Source organism: Streptomyces bacillaris (assembly GCF_003268675.1).
In the GTDB taxonomy this organism is placed as follows: domain Bacteria; phylum Actinomycetota; class Actinomycetes; order Streptomycetales; family Streptomycetaceae; genus Streptomyces; species Streptomyces bacillaris.
In genome coordinates this window covers 3,800,154-3,814,891 of sequence record NZ_CP029378.1, presented here as the reverse complement: position 1 = coordinate 3,814,891, position 14,738 = coordinate 3,800,154, and the positions used below count along the sequence as shown (strand labels likewise).

Annotated in this window: 17 protein-coding genes; 14 read left to right on the top strand and 3 right to left on the bottom strand. The window is 71.9% G+C overall.

Annotation, left to right across the window (positions count from 1 at the left end; genetic code table 11):
• Positions 1–3 precede the first annotated feature (3 nt).
• From DJ476_RS16375 to DJ476_RS16335, 9 genes are all read left to right on the top strand, one after another.
• A complete protein-coding gene (locus tag DJ476_RS16375; RefSeq protein WP_112490883.1) occupies positions 4–3,507 on the top strand; it encodes a phage tail tape measure protein in 3,504 nt (1,167 codons plus the stop codon).
• Positions 3,508–4,479: a phage tail family protein gene (locus tag DJ476_RS16370; protein WP_112490882.1), complete on the top strand. Its 972-nt coding sequence runs from the start codon at positions 3,508–3,510 to the stop codon at positions 4,477–4,479.
• A gap of 12 nt (positions 4,480–4,491) precedes the next feature.
• Positions 4,492–5,676: a siphovirus ReqiPepy6 Gp37-like family protein gene (locus tag DJ476_RS16365; protein ID WP_112490881.1), complete on the top strand. Its 1,185-nt coding sequence runs from the start codon at positions 4,492–4,494 to the stop codon at positions 5,674–5,676.
• Between the two features lie 2 nt (positions 5,677–5,678).
• Complete coding sequence (locus tag DJ476_RS16360) at positions 5,679–6,614, top strand: hypothetical protein (protein WP_112490880.1); 936 nt, start codon at positions 5,679–5,681, stop codon at positions 6,612–6,614.
• A 1-nt stretch (position 6,615) separates the two neighbouring features.
• Positions 6,616–8,031 carry a hypothetical protein gene (locus DJ476_RS16355; RefSeq protein WP_112490879.1) on the top strand — a complete coding sequence of 472 codons (1,416 nt, stop codon included), beginning with the start codon at positions 6,616–6,618 and terminating at the stop codon, positions 8,029–8,031.
• Positions 8,032–8,099: 68 nt separating this feature from the next.
• A complete protein-coding gene (locus DJ476_RS16350) occupies positions 8,100–8,999 on the top strand; it encodes a peptidoglycan-binding protein (RefSeq protein ID WP_112490878.1) in 900 nt (299 codons plus the stop codon).
• A 12-nt stretch (positions 9,000–9,011) separates the two neighbouring features.
• Positions 9,012–9,245 carry a hypothetical protein gene (locus DJ476_RS16345; protein ID WP_208853507.1) on the top strand — a complete coding sequence of 78 codons (234 nt, stop codon included), beginning with the start codon at positions 9,012–9,014 and terminating at the stop codon, positions 9,243–9,245.
• A 30-nt stretch (positions 9,246–9,275) separates the two neighbouring features.
• A complete protein-coding gene (locus DJ476_RS16340) occupies positions 9,276–9,542 on the top strand; it encodes a hypothetical protein (RefSeq protein ID WP_112490876.1) in 267 nt (88 codons plus the stop codon).
• The gene (locus tag DJ476_RS16335; protein ID WP_112490875.1) at positions 9,539–10,255 is read left to right on the top strand and encodes a collagen-like domain-containing protein; all 717 of its coding nucleotides are present in this window, start codon (positions 9,539–9,541) and stop codon (positions 10,253–10,255) included. Before DJ476_RS16340 ends, DJ476_RS16335 begins: the two co-directional genes overlap by 4 nt.
• A gap of 36 nt (positions 10,256–10,291) precedes the next feature.
• Here the strand turns inward: DJ476_RS16335 and DJ476_RS16330 are convergent, their stop codons facing one another.
• Positions 10,292–10,504, bottom strand: coding sequence for a hypothetical protein (locus tag DJ476_RS16330; protein WP_112490874.1), 213 nt, complete (start codon positions 10,502–10,504; stop codon positions 10,292–10,294).
• A gap of 106 nt (positions 10,505–10,610) precedes the next feature.
• Between DJ476_RS16330 and DJ476_RS16325 the strand changes: the two genes are divergently transcribed.
• From DJ476_RS16325 to DJ476_RS16315, 4 genes are all read left to right on the top strand, one after another.
• Complete coding sequence (locus tag DJ476_RS16325; protein WP_112490873.1) at positions 10,611–11,837, top strand: helix-turn-helix domain-containing protein; 1,227 nt, start codon at positions 10,611–10,613, stop codon at positions 11,835–11,837.
• A gap of 109 nt (positions 11,838–11,946) precedes the next feature.
• Positions 11,947–12,366: a hypothetical protein gene (locus tag DJ476_RS16320; RefSeq protein ID WP_112490872.1), complete on the top strand. Its 420-nt coding sequence runs from the start codon at positions 11,947–11,949 to the stop codon at positions 12,364–12,366.
• Positions 12,367–12,499: 133 nt separating this feature from the next.
• Positions 12,500–12,670, top strand: a complete 171-nt coding sequence (locus tag DJ476_RS34525) for a hypothetical protein (protein WP_162638720.1) — start codon at positions 12,500–12,502, stop codon at positions 12,668–12,670.
• Between the two features lie 135 nt (positions 12,671–12,805).
• Positions 12,806–13,099, top strand: a complete 294-nt coding sequence (locus DJ476_RS16315; protein ID WP_112490871.1) for a hypothetical protein — start codon at positions 12,806–12,808, stop codon at positions 13,097–13,099.
• Between the two features lie 44 nt (positions 13,100–13,143).
• Here DJ476_RS16315 and DJ476_RS16310 read toward each other — a convergent pair whose 3' ends face one another.
• Positions 13,144–13,383, bottom strand: coding sequence for a helix-turn-helix domain-containing protein (locus DJ476_RS16310; RefSeq protein ID WP_112490870.1), 240 nt, complete (start codon positions 13,381–13,383; stop codon positions 13,144–13,146).
• A 107-nt stretch (positions 13,384–13,490) separates the two neighbouring features.
• On the opposite strand from DJ476_RS16310, the gene DJ476_RS34520 reads away from it, so the two are divergent.
• Entirely contained in the window at positions 13,491–13,697 is a 207-nt protein-coding gene (locus DJ476_RS34520; RefSeq protein ID WP_162638718.1) for a hypothetical protein, read from the top strand.
• Here the strand turns inward: DJ476_RS34520 and DJ476_RS16305 are convergent, their stop codons facing one another.
• Positions 13,698–14,648 carry a hypothetical protein gene (locus tag DJ476_RS16305; RefSeq protein WP_318294711.1) on the bottom strand — a complete coding sequence of 317 codons (951 nt, stop codon included), beginning with the start codon at positions 14,646–14,648 and terminating at the stop codon, positions 13,698–13,700.
• Positions 14,649–14,738 lie beyond the last annotated feature (90 nt).

Genomic DNA, 14,738 nt, shown 5'->3' with positions numbered 1-14,738 from the left:
GCCATGCCCCGCGCGGGTGCCGTATGGGTCGACGTCCTGCCCAACATGTCGCGATTCGGGCAGCAGCTGGGGCGGGAGATCGGGGAACCGGTCGCCCGCGCCTCCACCGCGGCGGGTCAGGCCGGCGGCGAGGGCCTCATGTCCGGGATGAAGGGCAAGGTCCTCGCCGGGGCCGCCGCCGTCGGTGTCGCCGCCGGGGCACTTCTGGTGCAGGGCATCGACGAGGCCGTCGCCAAGCAGAAGGCCACTGGCAAGCTCAAGGCCCAGCTGGACCTGTCGGCCGCCGACGCGAAGAAGGCCGGCGCGGCGGCCGGGAAGCTCTACGGAGCGACGGTCACGGAGTCCGTGGACGAGGCGGCCGCCGCCGTACGGGCCACGATGTCGGCCGGTCTGGCTCCGCCGAAGGCCACCACGAAGCAGCTGGCCGAGATCAGCACCAAGGTCCAGGACCTCAGCACCCTGTTCGAGATCGACCTCGGGCAGGCCGCCAACGCGGCCGGGCAGGCCGTGAAGACCGGCCTGGCGAAGAACGCGGGCGAGGCCCTGGACATCATGTACCGCGGGTTCCAGATCATGGGGCCGCGCGCGGACGACCTGGCCGACACCTTCAACGAATACAGCACGATCTTCCGGGCGCTCGGCCTGGACATGAAGACCGTCACCGGCCTGTTCTCCCAGGGGATGAAGGCCGGCGCCCGGGACACCGACGTCGTCGCGGACGCGCTGAAGGAGTTCCAGATCCGTACGACGGACGGCTCCAAGGCCTCCGCCGAGGGGTTCGAGCTGCTCGGCATGTCCGCGAAGAAGAGCACAGCGATGTTCGCGGAGGGCGGCGCCGGAGCCGCCAAGGGCCTGCAGACCGTCCTGGACAAGCTCCGCAACATGAAGGACCCCGTCGACCGCAACGCCGCGGCGGTCGCCCTGTTCGGCACGAAGGCCGAGGACCTCGGGGCCGCCCTGTTCGAGCTGGACCCGTCCAAGGCCGTGGCCGACCTGGGGAAGGTCGGCGGTGCGGCCCAGCGGGCCGGGGACGCCCTGCGCGACAACGCCGGGGCGAAGTTCGAGGCATTCAAGCGCCGGGGCCTGATGGTCCTCGGGGACGTCACGGCGAAGTACGTCCTGCCCCGGCTGGAAGACCTGATCGACTTCGTCGACAAGCAGGCCGTCCCCACCATGAAGGCCATCAGCGACGGGTTCATGGCCGGGGTCAAGTGGGTGCGCGAGTACGGCCTGTGGTTCGCCCCGCTCGCCATCGCCGTCGGCGGAGTCACCCTGGCCATGACCGCCTCCTCCATCGCCACCGGCATCACCATCGGAGTGCTCAGCGCCTACTCCCTCGCCGCCCGTACGGCGGCCGCCGTCACCCGCGCCTGGGCCCTGGTCCAGGCCGGGTTCAACGCCGTCATGGCCCTGAACCCCGTCACGCTGATCGTGGTCGGGGTGCTCGCCCTGGCCGCCGCGGTCGTCGTCGCCTACAAGAAGTCCGAGACGTTCCGCAGCATCGTCCAGGGGGCGTGGGCGGGCATCAAAGCCGGGTGGGACGTGGTGTGGAACGGCGCGCTGAAGCCCGGGTTCGCCGCGTTCATGACCGGGCTCAGCGCCGTCGGTACCGCCGCGATGTGGCTGTGGACCAACGCCCTGAAGCCCGCGTTCTCCGCGATCGACACCGGGGCCCGGATCCTCGCCACCGTCATCGGCGTGGTCGTCGTCATGCCGATCGTCCTCGCCTTCCGCGCCCTAGGCGCCGTCGGCAAGTGGCTCTGGGACGTCGCGCTCGGGCCCGTCTTCCGGGCGATCGGCGCCGGCGCGATGTGGCTGTGGAAGACCGGCATCCAGCCCCAGCTGAAGAACATCACCACCGGGATCCGCGCCGTCGGGGCAGCAGGCACCTGGCTCTGGAACAACGCCCTGAAGCCCGTGTTCGGATGGATCGTGTCCGGAGCCGCGTCCCTGTGGTCCGGGGTGAAGACCCAGACCGGACACATCATCACCGGCCTGAAGGCGGTCGGCTCGGCGGGCAGCGCCCTGTGGAGGAACTACCTCAAGCCCTCCTTCGACAGCATCGGCCGGGGCGCGTCCTGGCTCTACAACCAGGGCATCAAACCGCCGATCAACAAGGCCCGGGACCTCGCCAAAAGCCTCGGTGACGCGTTCAAAACGGGCGCGGACGCCGTCGGGAAGGCATTCGACTCCATCAAGGACAAGGCGAAGAAGCCCGTCGAGTTCATCATCAACACCGTCTACAACAAGGGCATCCGCGCCGTCTGGAACGAGGTCGCAGGCGTCTTCGGCGCCCCGAAGCTGGACTGGTTCAAGGGGTTCGCGCGGGGCGGGGTGCTCGCCGGGCAGTCCTCCTACCGGCAGGGCGACGACCAGCTGGTCCCGCTGCGCCGCGGAGAGGGCATCGCCGTGTCCGAGGCGATGCGCGACCCGTACGAGCGGGCGCGTCTCCTCGCCGTCAACGACGCAGCCATGCACGGCCGGTCCCTGAGCCCGTTCCAGGGCGGGTTCGCCCGGGGCGGGATCTTCGACTGGGTCAAGGGCGCCGCGTCCAAGGGCGTCGACCTGGCGAAGGCCGGAGTCGGGTGGCTGAAGGACGGGGTCAAGGCCTCGGCCGTCGCCGGACTCAACGCCGTCGTCAAGCCCCTGATCAACAAGATCGCGGGTAGCGCCTCGCTGTACCGGGACATGATCAAGGGCGTCCCCGAGCGGATGATCCGCACGATCGTCGGCTACGCGGGCAAGGCGGACGGCAAGCTCGAGGCCGCAGGCATCGGCGGAAGAGGCTTCACGGGCGCCCTGTCGTGGGCCCGCACCCAGCACGGCAAGCCCTACCAGTGGGGCGGCAACGGCAACCCGTCCTGGGACTGCTCCGGGTTCATGTCCGCGATCGAGTCCGTGATCCGCGGCCAGAAGCCCCACCGCCGCTGGGCGACCGGGGCGTTCAGTGGGGCCACCGCCCCGCCCGGCTGGGTCCTCAACGCCCGCAGCCCGTTCGAAATCGGGATCACCAACTCCGGCGTGGGCCACACCGCGGGCACCCTCAACGGGGTCAACGTCGAGTCCCGGGGCGGGGACGGTGTCCTTGTCGGCTCCCGCGCCCGCTCGGCCTCCGCCGCGATGTTCACCCACCGGTACGGGCTCAAGGTCAAGGGCTACGCGTCCGGCGGCCGCCCGAAGAAGGGTGAGATCGGCTGGGTTGGTGAACGGGGCCCCGAGCTGCAGGCGTTCGACGGCCGGAGCCGGATCATCGACCACCAGACCTCGGCCCGGCTCGCCCAGGTCGGGGCGGCCGCCGTGCAGCGCATGACCCGCCCGCTCGACCCGCAGGCCCCCCAGGCGCCGCGCGCCCGGACCGTGGTCGCCGCACACCAGCCCACCACCGCCCCGGCGGCCGGCGGGGATTCCTACTACTTCTACCCGCGGACCCTGGACATGACGGTGCACGACCTGGACGTGCTCCAGCGCCGTCGCGACGCCATGGACCGGGTCGGGAGGGGACGGTAAATGCCCATCATCACCGCGCCGGTAGTCAACCCCCCGGGCCCGGGCACACCCGGCGGCGGGGGGCAGGGGCCCATCATCCTGCCCGGCGTCGGGGAGGCCACCGCTCACTACACCGACCCGACCGGGACGGTGTGGCCGCTGACCTCCCCGGGCGCCGGGTGGTTCACCCTGCCCGACGGGGTGTCCGGGCTCGGCGCCGCCCGGTACGCCCTGACGACCGATCCGCAGCCGCGCGGCGGCGGGCGGATGCGGCATGCCCAGCCGCAGCCCCGCACGATCATCTGGCCCCTGTACGTCTACGGGGACACGCACATGCAGTTCGTCGAGCGGTGGCGCCAGCTGGCGACCGCGTTCACCCGGACCCTGCGGGAGGGCCCGGGGACGCTGACGATCGCTCGCCCCAACGGCACCTCCCGCAGCGTGCGGGTGTTCTACCAGGAGGGGTTCGAGGGGCGGGGAGTGCAGGGCAGCGGCCTGGTCTCCGACGCGGCCGCTCTGGTCCTGTGGTGCGAGGATCCGTACTGGCAGGACACCGCCCCGGTCACCGTCCACCGCGAGCAGGGCGAGGGGATCGACTTCCTGGACCCGTACCCGTCGGTGACCTCCTCCCAGGTCCTCGGGGACACGACCCTGACCAACCCGGGCGACGCCGTTGTCTGGCCCGAGTGGCGGATCACCGGTCCGGCGTCCCTGATCACCTTCACCCACCAGGGCACCGGCGAGGCCTTCACCCTGGACCCGTCCGCGACCGGACACGGCAACCTCGCCGCCAGTGAGCAGGTGACCGTACGGACCGACCCGCCGCAGGTGCGGGGGCCGGGCGGCGACAACTGGTTCGCCGCCCTCAACTGGCCCTCGGCCGTCCTGTGGGGCCTGACCCCCGGGGTGAACCCGGTGGCGTTCGAGCTGCTCGGCTCCGGCCCCGGCTCGGCCGTCGACCTCGCTTTCCACCCCCGGTACGAAACTGCATAGAGAGGGGCCGTAGTGGCGATCGAGCTGTGGATCACCGACCGCGACCTGGTCCTGCAGGGGGATCCGCTCGTCGGGTGGCGGTCGCTCACCTGCGAGCAGCGGCTGCGGGAACCGGGCAGCGGCACGGTCACCCTCACCGCGCACCCCGAGGTCATGTCCCAGCTGCAGCCCGGCAACCGGCTCGTGGTCGTACGGGACCGGCAGATCTGGATGGCCGGCCCCCTCGAGGTCCCCCAGGAGTACGGGTGGGACCTCGAGTCGGACGCCGAACCGGGCACCGTGACCGCGAACTTCTCCGACGACCTGGCGGTGGTCGCCGGTCGGCTCACCTACCCGGAGCCTGCGAAGAGCTGGGCCACGCAGACCACCACCACCGACATGGTCCGCACCCTCACCGGGGTCTCCAGCGCCATCATCCGCACGCTCGTGAACGAGAACTGCGGGCCCGGCGCCCTGGCGGCCCGGCGCATCCCCCAGCTCGTCCTGGACACGGCGCCTCCTGCGGGAACAACCCGCACCCTGACCACCCGCATGGAACCCCTCCTGGATGCCTGCCGGACCGTCGCCGTCCCCGACGGCATCAACTTCCACACCCAGCAAGTCGGGGGCCAGATCCTGTTCGGAGTGTCCGCACCCCGGGACCTGACCGGCACCGCACGGTTCTCCGCAGGCCTCGGCAACCTGCGGACCGTGCGGTTCACCATGGGCGCCCCGCTGGCCACCTCCGAACTCGTGATGGGCGGGGAGGACCCGGCCCAGCAGGTCGGGGCCGGAGAACCCGCCAACACCCGGGCGTACACCGAGGTGGCCTCCGGTGCCCACACCACCTGGTACCGGGTCGAGAAGCTGATCCAGGCCGCCGGGAAGACCGACGCGGCCGGGGAGCTGACGCAGGAGGGGCTCCTCGCCCTCGGCAACGACAACCCCCAGGCCTCCCTGTCGACGGAGACGGTCGACACCGAGGACCTCCAGGCCGGCCGGGACTACCGGCTCGGGGACCGCGTCGCCGTTGTCCTGCCCACTGGCCTGACCGTCACCGACACCGTCCGGGCGATCCGCCTGGAAGCCGACAGCGCCGACGGCGCCGAAAAGGTCACCTCCGTGATCGGCAGCGGAGACTCCACCACCAGCGCATCGCTGGTCGCCACGGTGCGCCACCTCGCGCGCCGCCTAGGACAACTCGAAGCAAGGGGGTAGCTGTGGCTGATACGTCGTATCCGAGCCCGGCCCACAACGGCAGGCAGGTCAACGACCTGGAGTACGAGCGGATCGCCTCGAGGTTCTCCGACGACGGGGTGTACGGGGACCCGACCGACGCCCCCGTAGTCTCCCCGGGTACCGGCCTGGCCGTCAGTGTGCGGGCCGACGTGGCCGCCAGCGTACGCGGGCACGGCTGGTACTCCGGCAGCACATCCTTCAGCCTGCCCGTCCCGGAGAACCTCTCCGGCCAGCTGCGGACCGACTGGGTGGTGCTGCGCCTGGACCGCTCCGACTGGACCGTGCGGGCCGCCCTCGTCACCGGCACCCCCGGCTCCGGCGCGCCCATCCTCACGCAGGACATCGGAGCCACCGGCGTCTACGAGATCCCCCTCGCCCAGGCCCAGACCCTGGGCGGCGCGTCCTCGGTCACCGTCACCCGCGCCGAGCTGTACGCCGGTACCCGATGCCGCCCCTGCACCTCCACCACCCGCAACCCCCACCCGAGGCTGGGTGAGGAGTGCTTCGAGACCGACACCCGGCGGCGCATGATGTGGGACGGCACCGGGTGGCGTGCCCTGTGGGAGGACAGCGGGGAGATTGTTCTGACCGCATCGGCCTCATCGGGCTGGGCCGTGGACGGGGGCACGGTCCTCCAGCTCAGGGGTGGGACCGCCTACCTGCGGATGGGCTCCTGGCGGCGCACCAGCGCTCTGGCCGCCGGCACCGAGAGCAGGGTGCCCCTGACCCTTCCGGCCGCTGCTGTGCCTCCGGTGCACTGGCAGTACGTCCTCGTCTACATCACCGGGGCCCGGCTGGGACGGCTCACCGTCTACAGCCGCGGCCACGCCCGCGCCGGACAGGTCTGGCTGACACAGCACCCGGCGATGTCCGCCGACGAGTTCGTCGTCTCCACCACTACTTCCTGGGCGGTATGACATGGCGCGTTTTCAGTTCGGTCAGGGTGTCTCCGATTTCGTGGTGCGCCCGTCGGACGGCCTGTGGATGGTGGCTGCCGACACCGAGGTCCGCTTCTGGGACGCGCCGGTCGACGGCACCCAGTACACCGACCTCCTGGACGCCACCGGCAACCCGGTCGCCTACGTGATCAGCGACTCCTACGGGCAGGTCCCCCGCTTCGAGGGCCCCGACGAGGTCTTCGGGATGTGGGCGGACGCCGGCGGCGCGCGCCGCGCCTGGCTCTACGCGCACACCAGCGGCAAGGGCGAGCCCGGCCAGGACGGCAGCCACTGGTACTTCGGAGACGGCGACCCGGAAAGCACCGTCGCAGATCCCCTGGAGGGGGACCTGTTCGTCGATACCGGCAGCGGCGACCTGTACTCCTACACCGGCAGCGGCTGGGTCCTCCAGACCAACATCAGGGGCCCCGAGGGCCCGGCCGGAGCCGGTGAGGTGGCCTCCGTCAACGGGCAGACCGGCGCCGTACTCCTGTCCGCGAGCGACGTCGGGGCCATCGCCACCACCGCCGTCGGCTCCCCGTCCGGCGTCGCGGGACTCGACGCCACCGGCAAAGTCCCCGCCGAGCAGCTGCCCGCCGCCGCACCGGCCCCGGTCCAGTCCGTCAACGGGCAGACCGGCGCCGTGGTCCTGGCCGCGGGCGACGTCGGGGCGGCGACCTCCGGGCACACGCACACCGCGGCCGCCGTCGGCGCCCTCGCCACCACCGCCCGCGGAGCAGCGAACGGAGTCCCCTCCCTCGACGCGACCGCCCGCATGCCCGCCGCCCAGCTGCCTGCCACCACCCCCCGGAACCTGTGGACGCCGCAGGCGCTGGGGTTCCAGGCCTGGACGTGCGACCCGTATACCGTCGCCAACCCCGTGGCGAAGTACCTGACCCCGCAGCGGTTGTACGTGTGCGGGATCAACATCACCGAGGACACCCAGGTCAACCGCGTGATCATGTTCGCCCGCGGGTACGGAGGCGTCTCGAGCAACCGGTACGCCGCCGGTATCTACCGCGAGAACGGCACCAAGGTCACCTCGACCGCGTCGCCGGTGGCGCTGGCCGCGGCAGGCCAGACCACCGGCAGCCCGCCCCAGATGATCAACAGCCACATCGGGGCCACCGCCATCTCCATGCCGTCCACCGTCACCCTGACGCCCGGCCGGTACTGGGTGACCTGGGTCCTCACCACCGGCGGCACGGCGGACTACAGCTTCTTCCACATCCAGAACGAGGCCCCCGTCTCGCCGGCGAACTTCTTCTTCGGCACGCCGTTCGCCCGCGCCTGGTACCTCGCCTCGCAGAGCAACACCCCCACCAGCCTGAACCAGGCCGCCGCCGGGGTCCTCACCGACCACGACATTCCGATCATGGCCCTCGCCCTGGTCTGACCCACCCCACTTCCCGCCCCGCCCCGGAGCCGCCCGGCCCGGGGCCTTTCCATGCCCGGAGGGCACCCATGGCCACACCACTCACCGCCGACCAACTACTCAAGGCGCTCCGCGACGAAGGCGTCACCGTCGTCGAGCACCCGGGGTGGCGCACCAACAACCGCAATCACAAGGGGCCGTGGGGCCCGGTGCATGGCGTGATGATCCACCACACCGTCACCTCGGGCACCGCCGCCTCGGTGAACCTCTGCTTCAACGGCCACTCGGCTCTGCCGGGGCCGCTGTGCCACGGGGTCATCGCCAAGGACGGCACCGTCCATCTCGTGGGGAATGGGCGCGCGAACCACGCCGGGGCCGGGGACGACGACGTGCTCCAGGCGGTCATCGCGGAGCGCGAGGTCCTGCCGCCGGACAACGAGGCGAACACTGACGGCAACCGGTACTTCTACGGCTTCGAGGCGGTCAACCTCGGGGACGGGAAGGACCCGTGGCCCGCCGTCCAGCTCGAGGCGATCGAGCGCGCGTCGGCCGCCGTCTGCCGGGCCCACGGGTGGAACGAGCGCTCCGTGATCGGGCACCTGGAATGGCAGCCCGGGAAGATCGACCCGCGCGGCTTCACCATGCCGTCCATGCGGAGCCGGATCGGGACGCGGCTCGGCACCGCACCGGTCCCGCCCGCGGCCGCCAAGCCCGCACCGAAGCCGAAGCCGAAGCAGCCGAAGTACGAGCCGTACCCGGGTGCCTCGTTCTTCCGGGTGGGTCGCAACAGCCCGGTCATCACCGCGATGGGGAAGCGCCTGGTGGCCGAGGGATGCAGCCGGTACACCGTCGGCCCGGGCCCACGGTGGTCGGAGACCGACCGGAAGTCGTACGCGGCCTGGCAGCGCAAGCTCGGCTACACCGGCACCGACGCCGACGGCATCCCCGGCAAGACCAGCTGGGACCGACTCCAAGTCCCCAACACCTAAGGAGAATCGATCATGCAGAGACTCGTACTCGACATCGCGGAGCGCTCCGCGTGGACCGGGGCGCAGGCCGCCCTGGGCGTGGCTGCCGTGGGGGTCGCGGACATACCCGTGTGGTGGGCGGCGCCGATCGCCCTGGTCCTCGCCTCTGCGAAGAGCTGGGTGGCGGGGCGGCTGGTGGGCCGCGCCGGTACGGCGTCCACGCTGCCGGCTACCAAGGACCCGGCGACCCCGCCGATGGGTGCCTGATCTGACCGTCTCGTGCGCTGGAGGTCCGTAGTGGACGCTGCGATGCTCACCGCGCTGGGTGCACTGCTGGCCTCGCCGGTGGCAGCCGCAGCCGCCATCTACGGATCCAGGGGCGCCACGCGAGCGGCCCGGGAGGGCGGAGTGGTGAGCGGATTCAGCACCTTGACGGACCAGTTGCAGGAGGAGCGCGCCGAGCTGCGTACGGAGCTGGCTACGGTACGGGCGGAGCTGGCCGCCGAGCGGGCGGAGTCCGCTCGGCTGCGGCTCCTCCTGGCCTCGCGGGGAGGGGAGCCGTGACGCGTACGCAGCAGATCCTCTACCAGCGGCGGGCCTGGCTGTGGGTGGTGGCCGCGCTCCTGGCCCTCGGCGGAGGGTTGGCGCTCGCCTTCCTCCAGATCCACCGGGCGGAGGAGCGGGCGGGGGTGCTGGCGACCGAGGCGGACCGGCGGGGGGACGCGGTCAGCACGCTGGCCGGGGACGTCCGCGCGCTGCGGGCACAGATCACCGCGGGCGGGGGAACACCGGCTGCGCCGGACCCGGCCCAGCAGATCGACGACCTGCCCGCAAGGGCGGAGGTACCGGTGCCGATCCCGGGGCCGCCGGGGCCGGAGGGGGTGCGGGGTGAGCGGGGTCCGGCCGGGGAGCCCGGGCGGGACGGGGCGCCGGCAACGCCGGTCCCGGGCCCGTCGGGTCCGTCCGGGGTGGCCGGTACGCCGGGGCGGGACGGGGCGGACTCCGTCGTGCCCGGCCCCGTCGGCCCGGCTGGACCGGCCGGACCGGCTGGTCCTGCCGGTCCGCAGGGTCCGGCGGGGAAGGACGGGGCCGCGGGGAAGGACGGTGCTCCTGGCCGTGACGGCCAGACCTGTCCCACCGGGTACACCCTCCAGCCGCCGCCGGGCGATCCGGATGCTCTGGTGTGCCGACGTACGGGGGCGCCGTCCCCGGACCCCACCGGTACGCCCGGGCCGCTCGCCGCAGGCCTGGACCCCACCCGCCGCCAGTACCCCTGACCAAGCCCCCACCGCCACGGCGGTGGGGGCTCTTCGTCATGCCCCGGCAGTGTCGGCCGGGTGCCGTACGGCCCGCTTGGTGGCCATCTCCAGCTCCAGCCGGGACAGCCCCTCGGTGGCTGCGGCGTGCTCCCGGTACGCGGCCTGCACCGCGTCCGCCGTCGCCACCGTCAGGGCGCCCGCCTGCTGCTCCGCCCACGCAGCGGACTCCAGGGCGAGGATGTGCTCGGGGATGTCGATGTCAGCCATGGCCGGAATCGTACGTCTCTGGGGCGGAGAGTTTACGTACGGGACGCCGCCACGCCCGCCTGCTCTCGTACTCTGGCAGCCCGGACAGACGTACAGGGGGCAGGGCATGACCACACACCACGTCGGCCAGCGCATCCGCGAAGTGCGCAAGATACGGCAGCTCACCGTCCGCAGGCTGGCCGAACGCGTCACCATCTCACCGAGCCTGCTGCAGAAGATCGAGGCCGGGACCCGGAACCCGTCCTCCGGGCTCATCGCCCGCATCGCCAAGGCGCTCAGCGTCGGGCCGGACCGTCTCACCGGCCAGCCCTTCATCAACGGCTCGGAACGCGAGGACCAGGTCCAGGCCGTCATTCCCGAGCTGCGCCGCATACTCCTCACGTACGACAACCCCGACGACCTGCCGGTAGCACCGCGCCCGCTCGCCGTCCTGGCCGCCGAGATGGACCACGTCACGCAGATGCGGCAGGACGGCCAGTACGTCAGCATGGGCCCGCTCCTCCCCGGCCTCCTGGCCGAGCTGACCCACGTCGCCCACACCGCGCGCGGCGAGGAGCAGCAGCGGGCGTTCTGGTGGCTGGCCCGTGCCTATCGGGCCACGAACAGCCTCGCTCACAAGCTGGGGTATCACGACCTGTCGCTGACGGCGGTGGAGCGGGTGCACTGGGCGGCCGACCGGTCGGGGGATCCGCTGATGCAGGTCACCGCCGCCTACCTCCGGTCCGGGGCGATGATCCGCATGGGCGCGTACGGGTCGGCGCGCCGCCTCCTCGAGGACCTGGAGCAGGAAGTGGAGCGCTTGGCCCCCGAGGCCTCGCTGAGCACCGCCCAGCTGGCCGTGCAGGGCGCGATCCTGCTCAAGCTGGCGATCCTCGAGGCCCGGGACGGTCGGCCCGATCAGGCGACGCAGCGGCTCGCGGAGGCCCGCGCGGCCGCCGGCATCCTGGGCGCAGACAGCACGGCGTACGAGATGTCGTTCGGTCCGACGAACGTGCGGATCCACGAGGTCGCCGCGTTGATCGACGCCGGGGACACGGAGCAGGCGGTGGCGAGGCTGCGGGAGTGGGGGGCGGAGCAGGACCGTACGGAGTGGGAGCTGCCGCGCGACCTTGCGAAGGAGCGGGCGAGCCACCACCACATCGACGTCGCGGCCGCGCGCCTGGCCGAGGGGGACCGGGGCGGGGCGTTCGCGGACCTGGCGACCGCCCGGGGTATCTCCCCGGTGCATACCCGGTTCCACCCGACCACGCGGACCACGGCCGCCGCACTGGTGCGGCTGGACCGGCACTCGGACGATTCGGTGGCAGCCTTCGCCCGGTGGGCTGGAGTCTGACGACCTGTCAAGCGGGTCGGGCGAAATTCATGCTCACAAAGTGTGGGCGCAGCCCACATTACCGTGAGCAATCATCCCCTCACACGCCCACCGTGTGAGGGGATTACTCATGCCAGCAGCATCCGACGCCGCGGCGGAATGGCTCGCCCGAGCCGATCCGGACCGCAGCCACGCCAACCGCTGGTTACAGTCCGTCGGCCTCGTCCTCCTCCCGCTCGGCATCCGCTGGTGCGCCGTGAAGACGCGTGAGCACGAGGGCCTGGCGGCCGCCGCCGAGATCACCGGGCCCGTCATCCACGACCCGAGCGGCCGGGTCGTTTACTTCCTGGTCCCCGTCAGCGCGGGCCGGGCGTGGGACTGCCCGCACTCCGAGATGCTGGGCTTGGCCTGCTGGCTGGGCACCCCGGCCCCTGACCGGCTCGAGCCCCCGGGCGTCTACTGGGTCAGCCCGCCGGACGGCAGCGGTCTCCTGGTCGACCCGCAGGCCCTGCGCACCGCGCTCACCCGCCGGTCCGAGGCCGTCTCGTGACGGCGCGGACGACGCCGGACGACGCGGCGTACAAGGCGTTGATAGGGCACACCACCACCTGCGCGACCTGCCGGGCGGGAGTTGCCTGCCCGACGGCCGCACGGCTCGGCCGCGCCTGGCGGGAGACGCGCCGATGATCATCGACTTTGCCGAGCCGGACCCTGATCTCGGCTGCCAGTTCTGCAGTCGACCCCCGGTCGCTGCGGCCCGCTTCACGGGCGCGGTCTGGGAGCACCTCTGCGCGGCGTGCGCGGACAGAGAGCGCCGGCGCGGCGGGCTGCCCCGTCCGTACGCGGTCGCCTGACCCTCTCGCAGACTTCCGCCCGGCCGCGCAACCCCTGGAAGGACTGCGGCCGGGCGGGTCACCACCCACCCATCAGGACGGAGGCACCACCATGCGTACCCACACCCGCCCCGGCACACCCCCCGGGCGGCGCCGATGACGATCACTCTGTCCGAGACGGACGTCCGTACCTGCGAGGCCTGCTGGACCAAGCCGGTCACCGCGGCCCGGAGCACGGAGGTCGGCCGGGACCTGCTGTGCGAGGAGTGCGCGGAGGGGAACTGCCCGCGCCGCGTCGACCTCTTCCCGCCGCTCGGCATCTTCGGGCTGTCCGCCCGGCGGATCGAGATGGGCAAGCACGGCAGCGGCTCCCCGAAGATGCCGCCCAACCCCGGGCCGCCGTTGCCGAACCCGCCGCCGACCCCGACGCCCGGCCGGCCCCCGGTGTAGACCGGTCCAGCCCACGGGTCCCGGCCGTGCGCACGTCCGGGACCCTACCCGCGCACAAACGCCTGCAGGGGAACGCCGATGGCGTCAGCGATCTTGATCAAGGTTTCCAGTTGAGGGTTGCTGTGCCCCTGCTCGATCCGGTTGTAGGTGTCGAGTGAGATGCCGGCCCGGATAGCGACGGTCTCCTGGGTGAGGTTCGCGTGGAGGCGAGTCGCTCGGAGTTGGTCAGCGATCTGCAGGCGCCGGGCCCGGACGCGCTCGGGGGGCAGCGGCTCGTGGTACACCCGCCCACCACACCGGGCCCCATGATCACTTGTCTTTAGGGTTGACCGTAAATCTGCTGATCAAGCACCCTGCCGTTCAGCGCGACCAGCACGACAGGAAGGCGCACATGACACCGGATCGCGACGAGTGGCGAGCACGGACGAGCCACCCCGTGATGGTGGACACCAGATCCGGTGCCGTCGGCCGCCTGGTCGAGACGAGTGCGAGCGCGGTAGTCCTCGAACCGCTCACGTCGGGACCCGAGTGGACCGTGCCCACCGCCCACGCACGAGCGGCCACCCCCGAAGAGGTGGCCGCCGCGCTCGCGGAGTGACTACGCCTCCGCCTGCTGGCGCCCCCACCAGGCCATCAGCTGATACACCGTCTGCGCCCCCACGGCAGCGCGCGCGGCCGCGATCTCCTTCGTGACCGTCCGGTCGGACAAGCCGAGCCGCGGCCCCACACCGTGCTGGGGCTCACCCTCCTCGAGGGCCCGCAGGATCGCCTTCTGGCGCTCGGTCAGCATCTCGCTGGACACATCCCCGTCCTGCCACCTCGTGGCACGTGCCCACATGTGCTGGTAGACCGTATGGGCCCACGCCACGGTGGCCCGGTCGGTAACGTGCCAGCCCGCATCCTTGTCCCGGCCGCCCGGTACGCAGTTGTCGATGAACAGGTGGTGGCCGTCGATGATGACTAAACGGGGGAAGGCCTCCTCCAGGGTGGCGATCTCCGCCCCGGCCTCCACCGCCGCCGCCAGGTGGCCTGCCGTCGTCGCATGGTCCCGCACGGCCACGTTGTAGAGGGACCGCACGGAGATGCCGCGGCCCCGCAGGTCCAGGACCCGTTCCATTCCGGCGCGCTGCACCTCGGGGTCGCGGTCGACGGGGGCACCGGGCTGGGCCGTCCACATCTCCGAGGACGCCGTCCGCAGCGCCTGGGCGATCCTCGCGTTCATTTCGTCTCGCGTCTCGAGCAGCTCGCTGAGGCCGCTGTACCAGCGGTGCGCGTCGTACGCCGCCGTCAGGCCCTCCATCGCTGGCAGCTCCGCCATGCACTGGGCTGCGCGCGTGATCGTCTTCTGGACCTGCGCCAGAGCCTGCTGGACGGCCCCTCGCGGATCGTGGGCGATGTACTGACCGTCGCGGTCTGGATTGGGAGCGATCAGGCCCAGACTCACCAGACGCCCGACATCGTGACCTGCCGGGGTCTCCCCGCCAGTAGCGACCGCACGGTACGTTTCACGGTCATCCGGGGAGAGCGGCAGGTCGGGCAGTCCAGTCATTCCGGGCTCCTTCAGAGTTGTACTAGATACCGCACCTGCTGTTTCTGGCACACCCTAAACCCTTCCCTTCACAGGATCACCATGCGAACC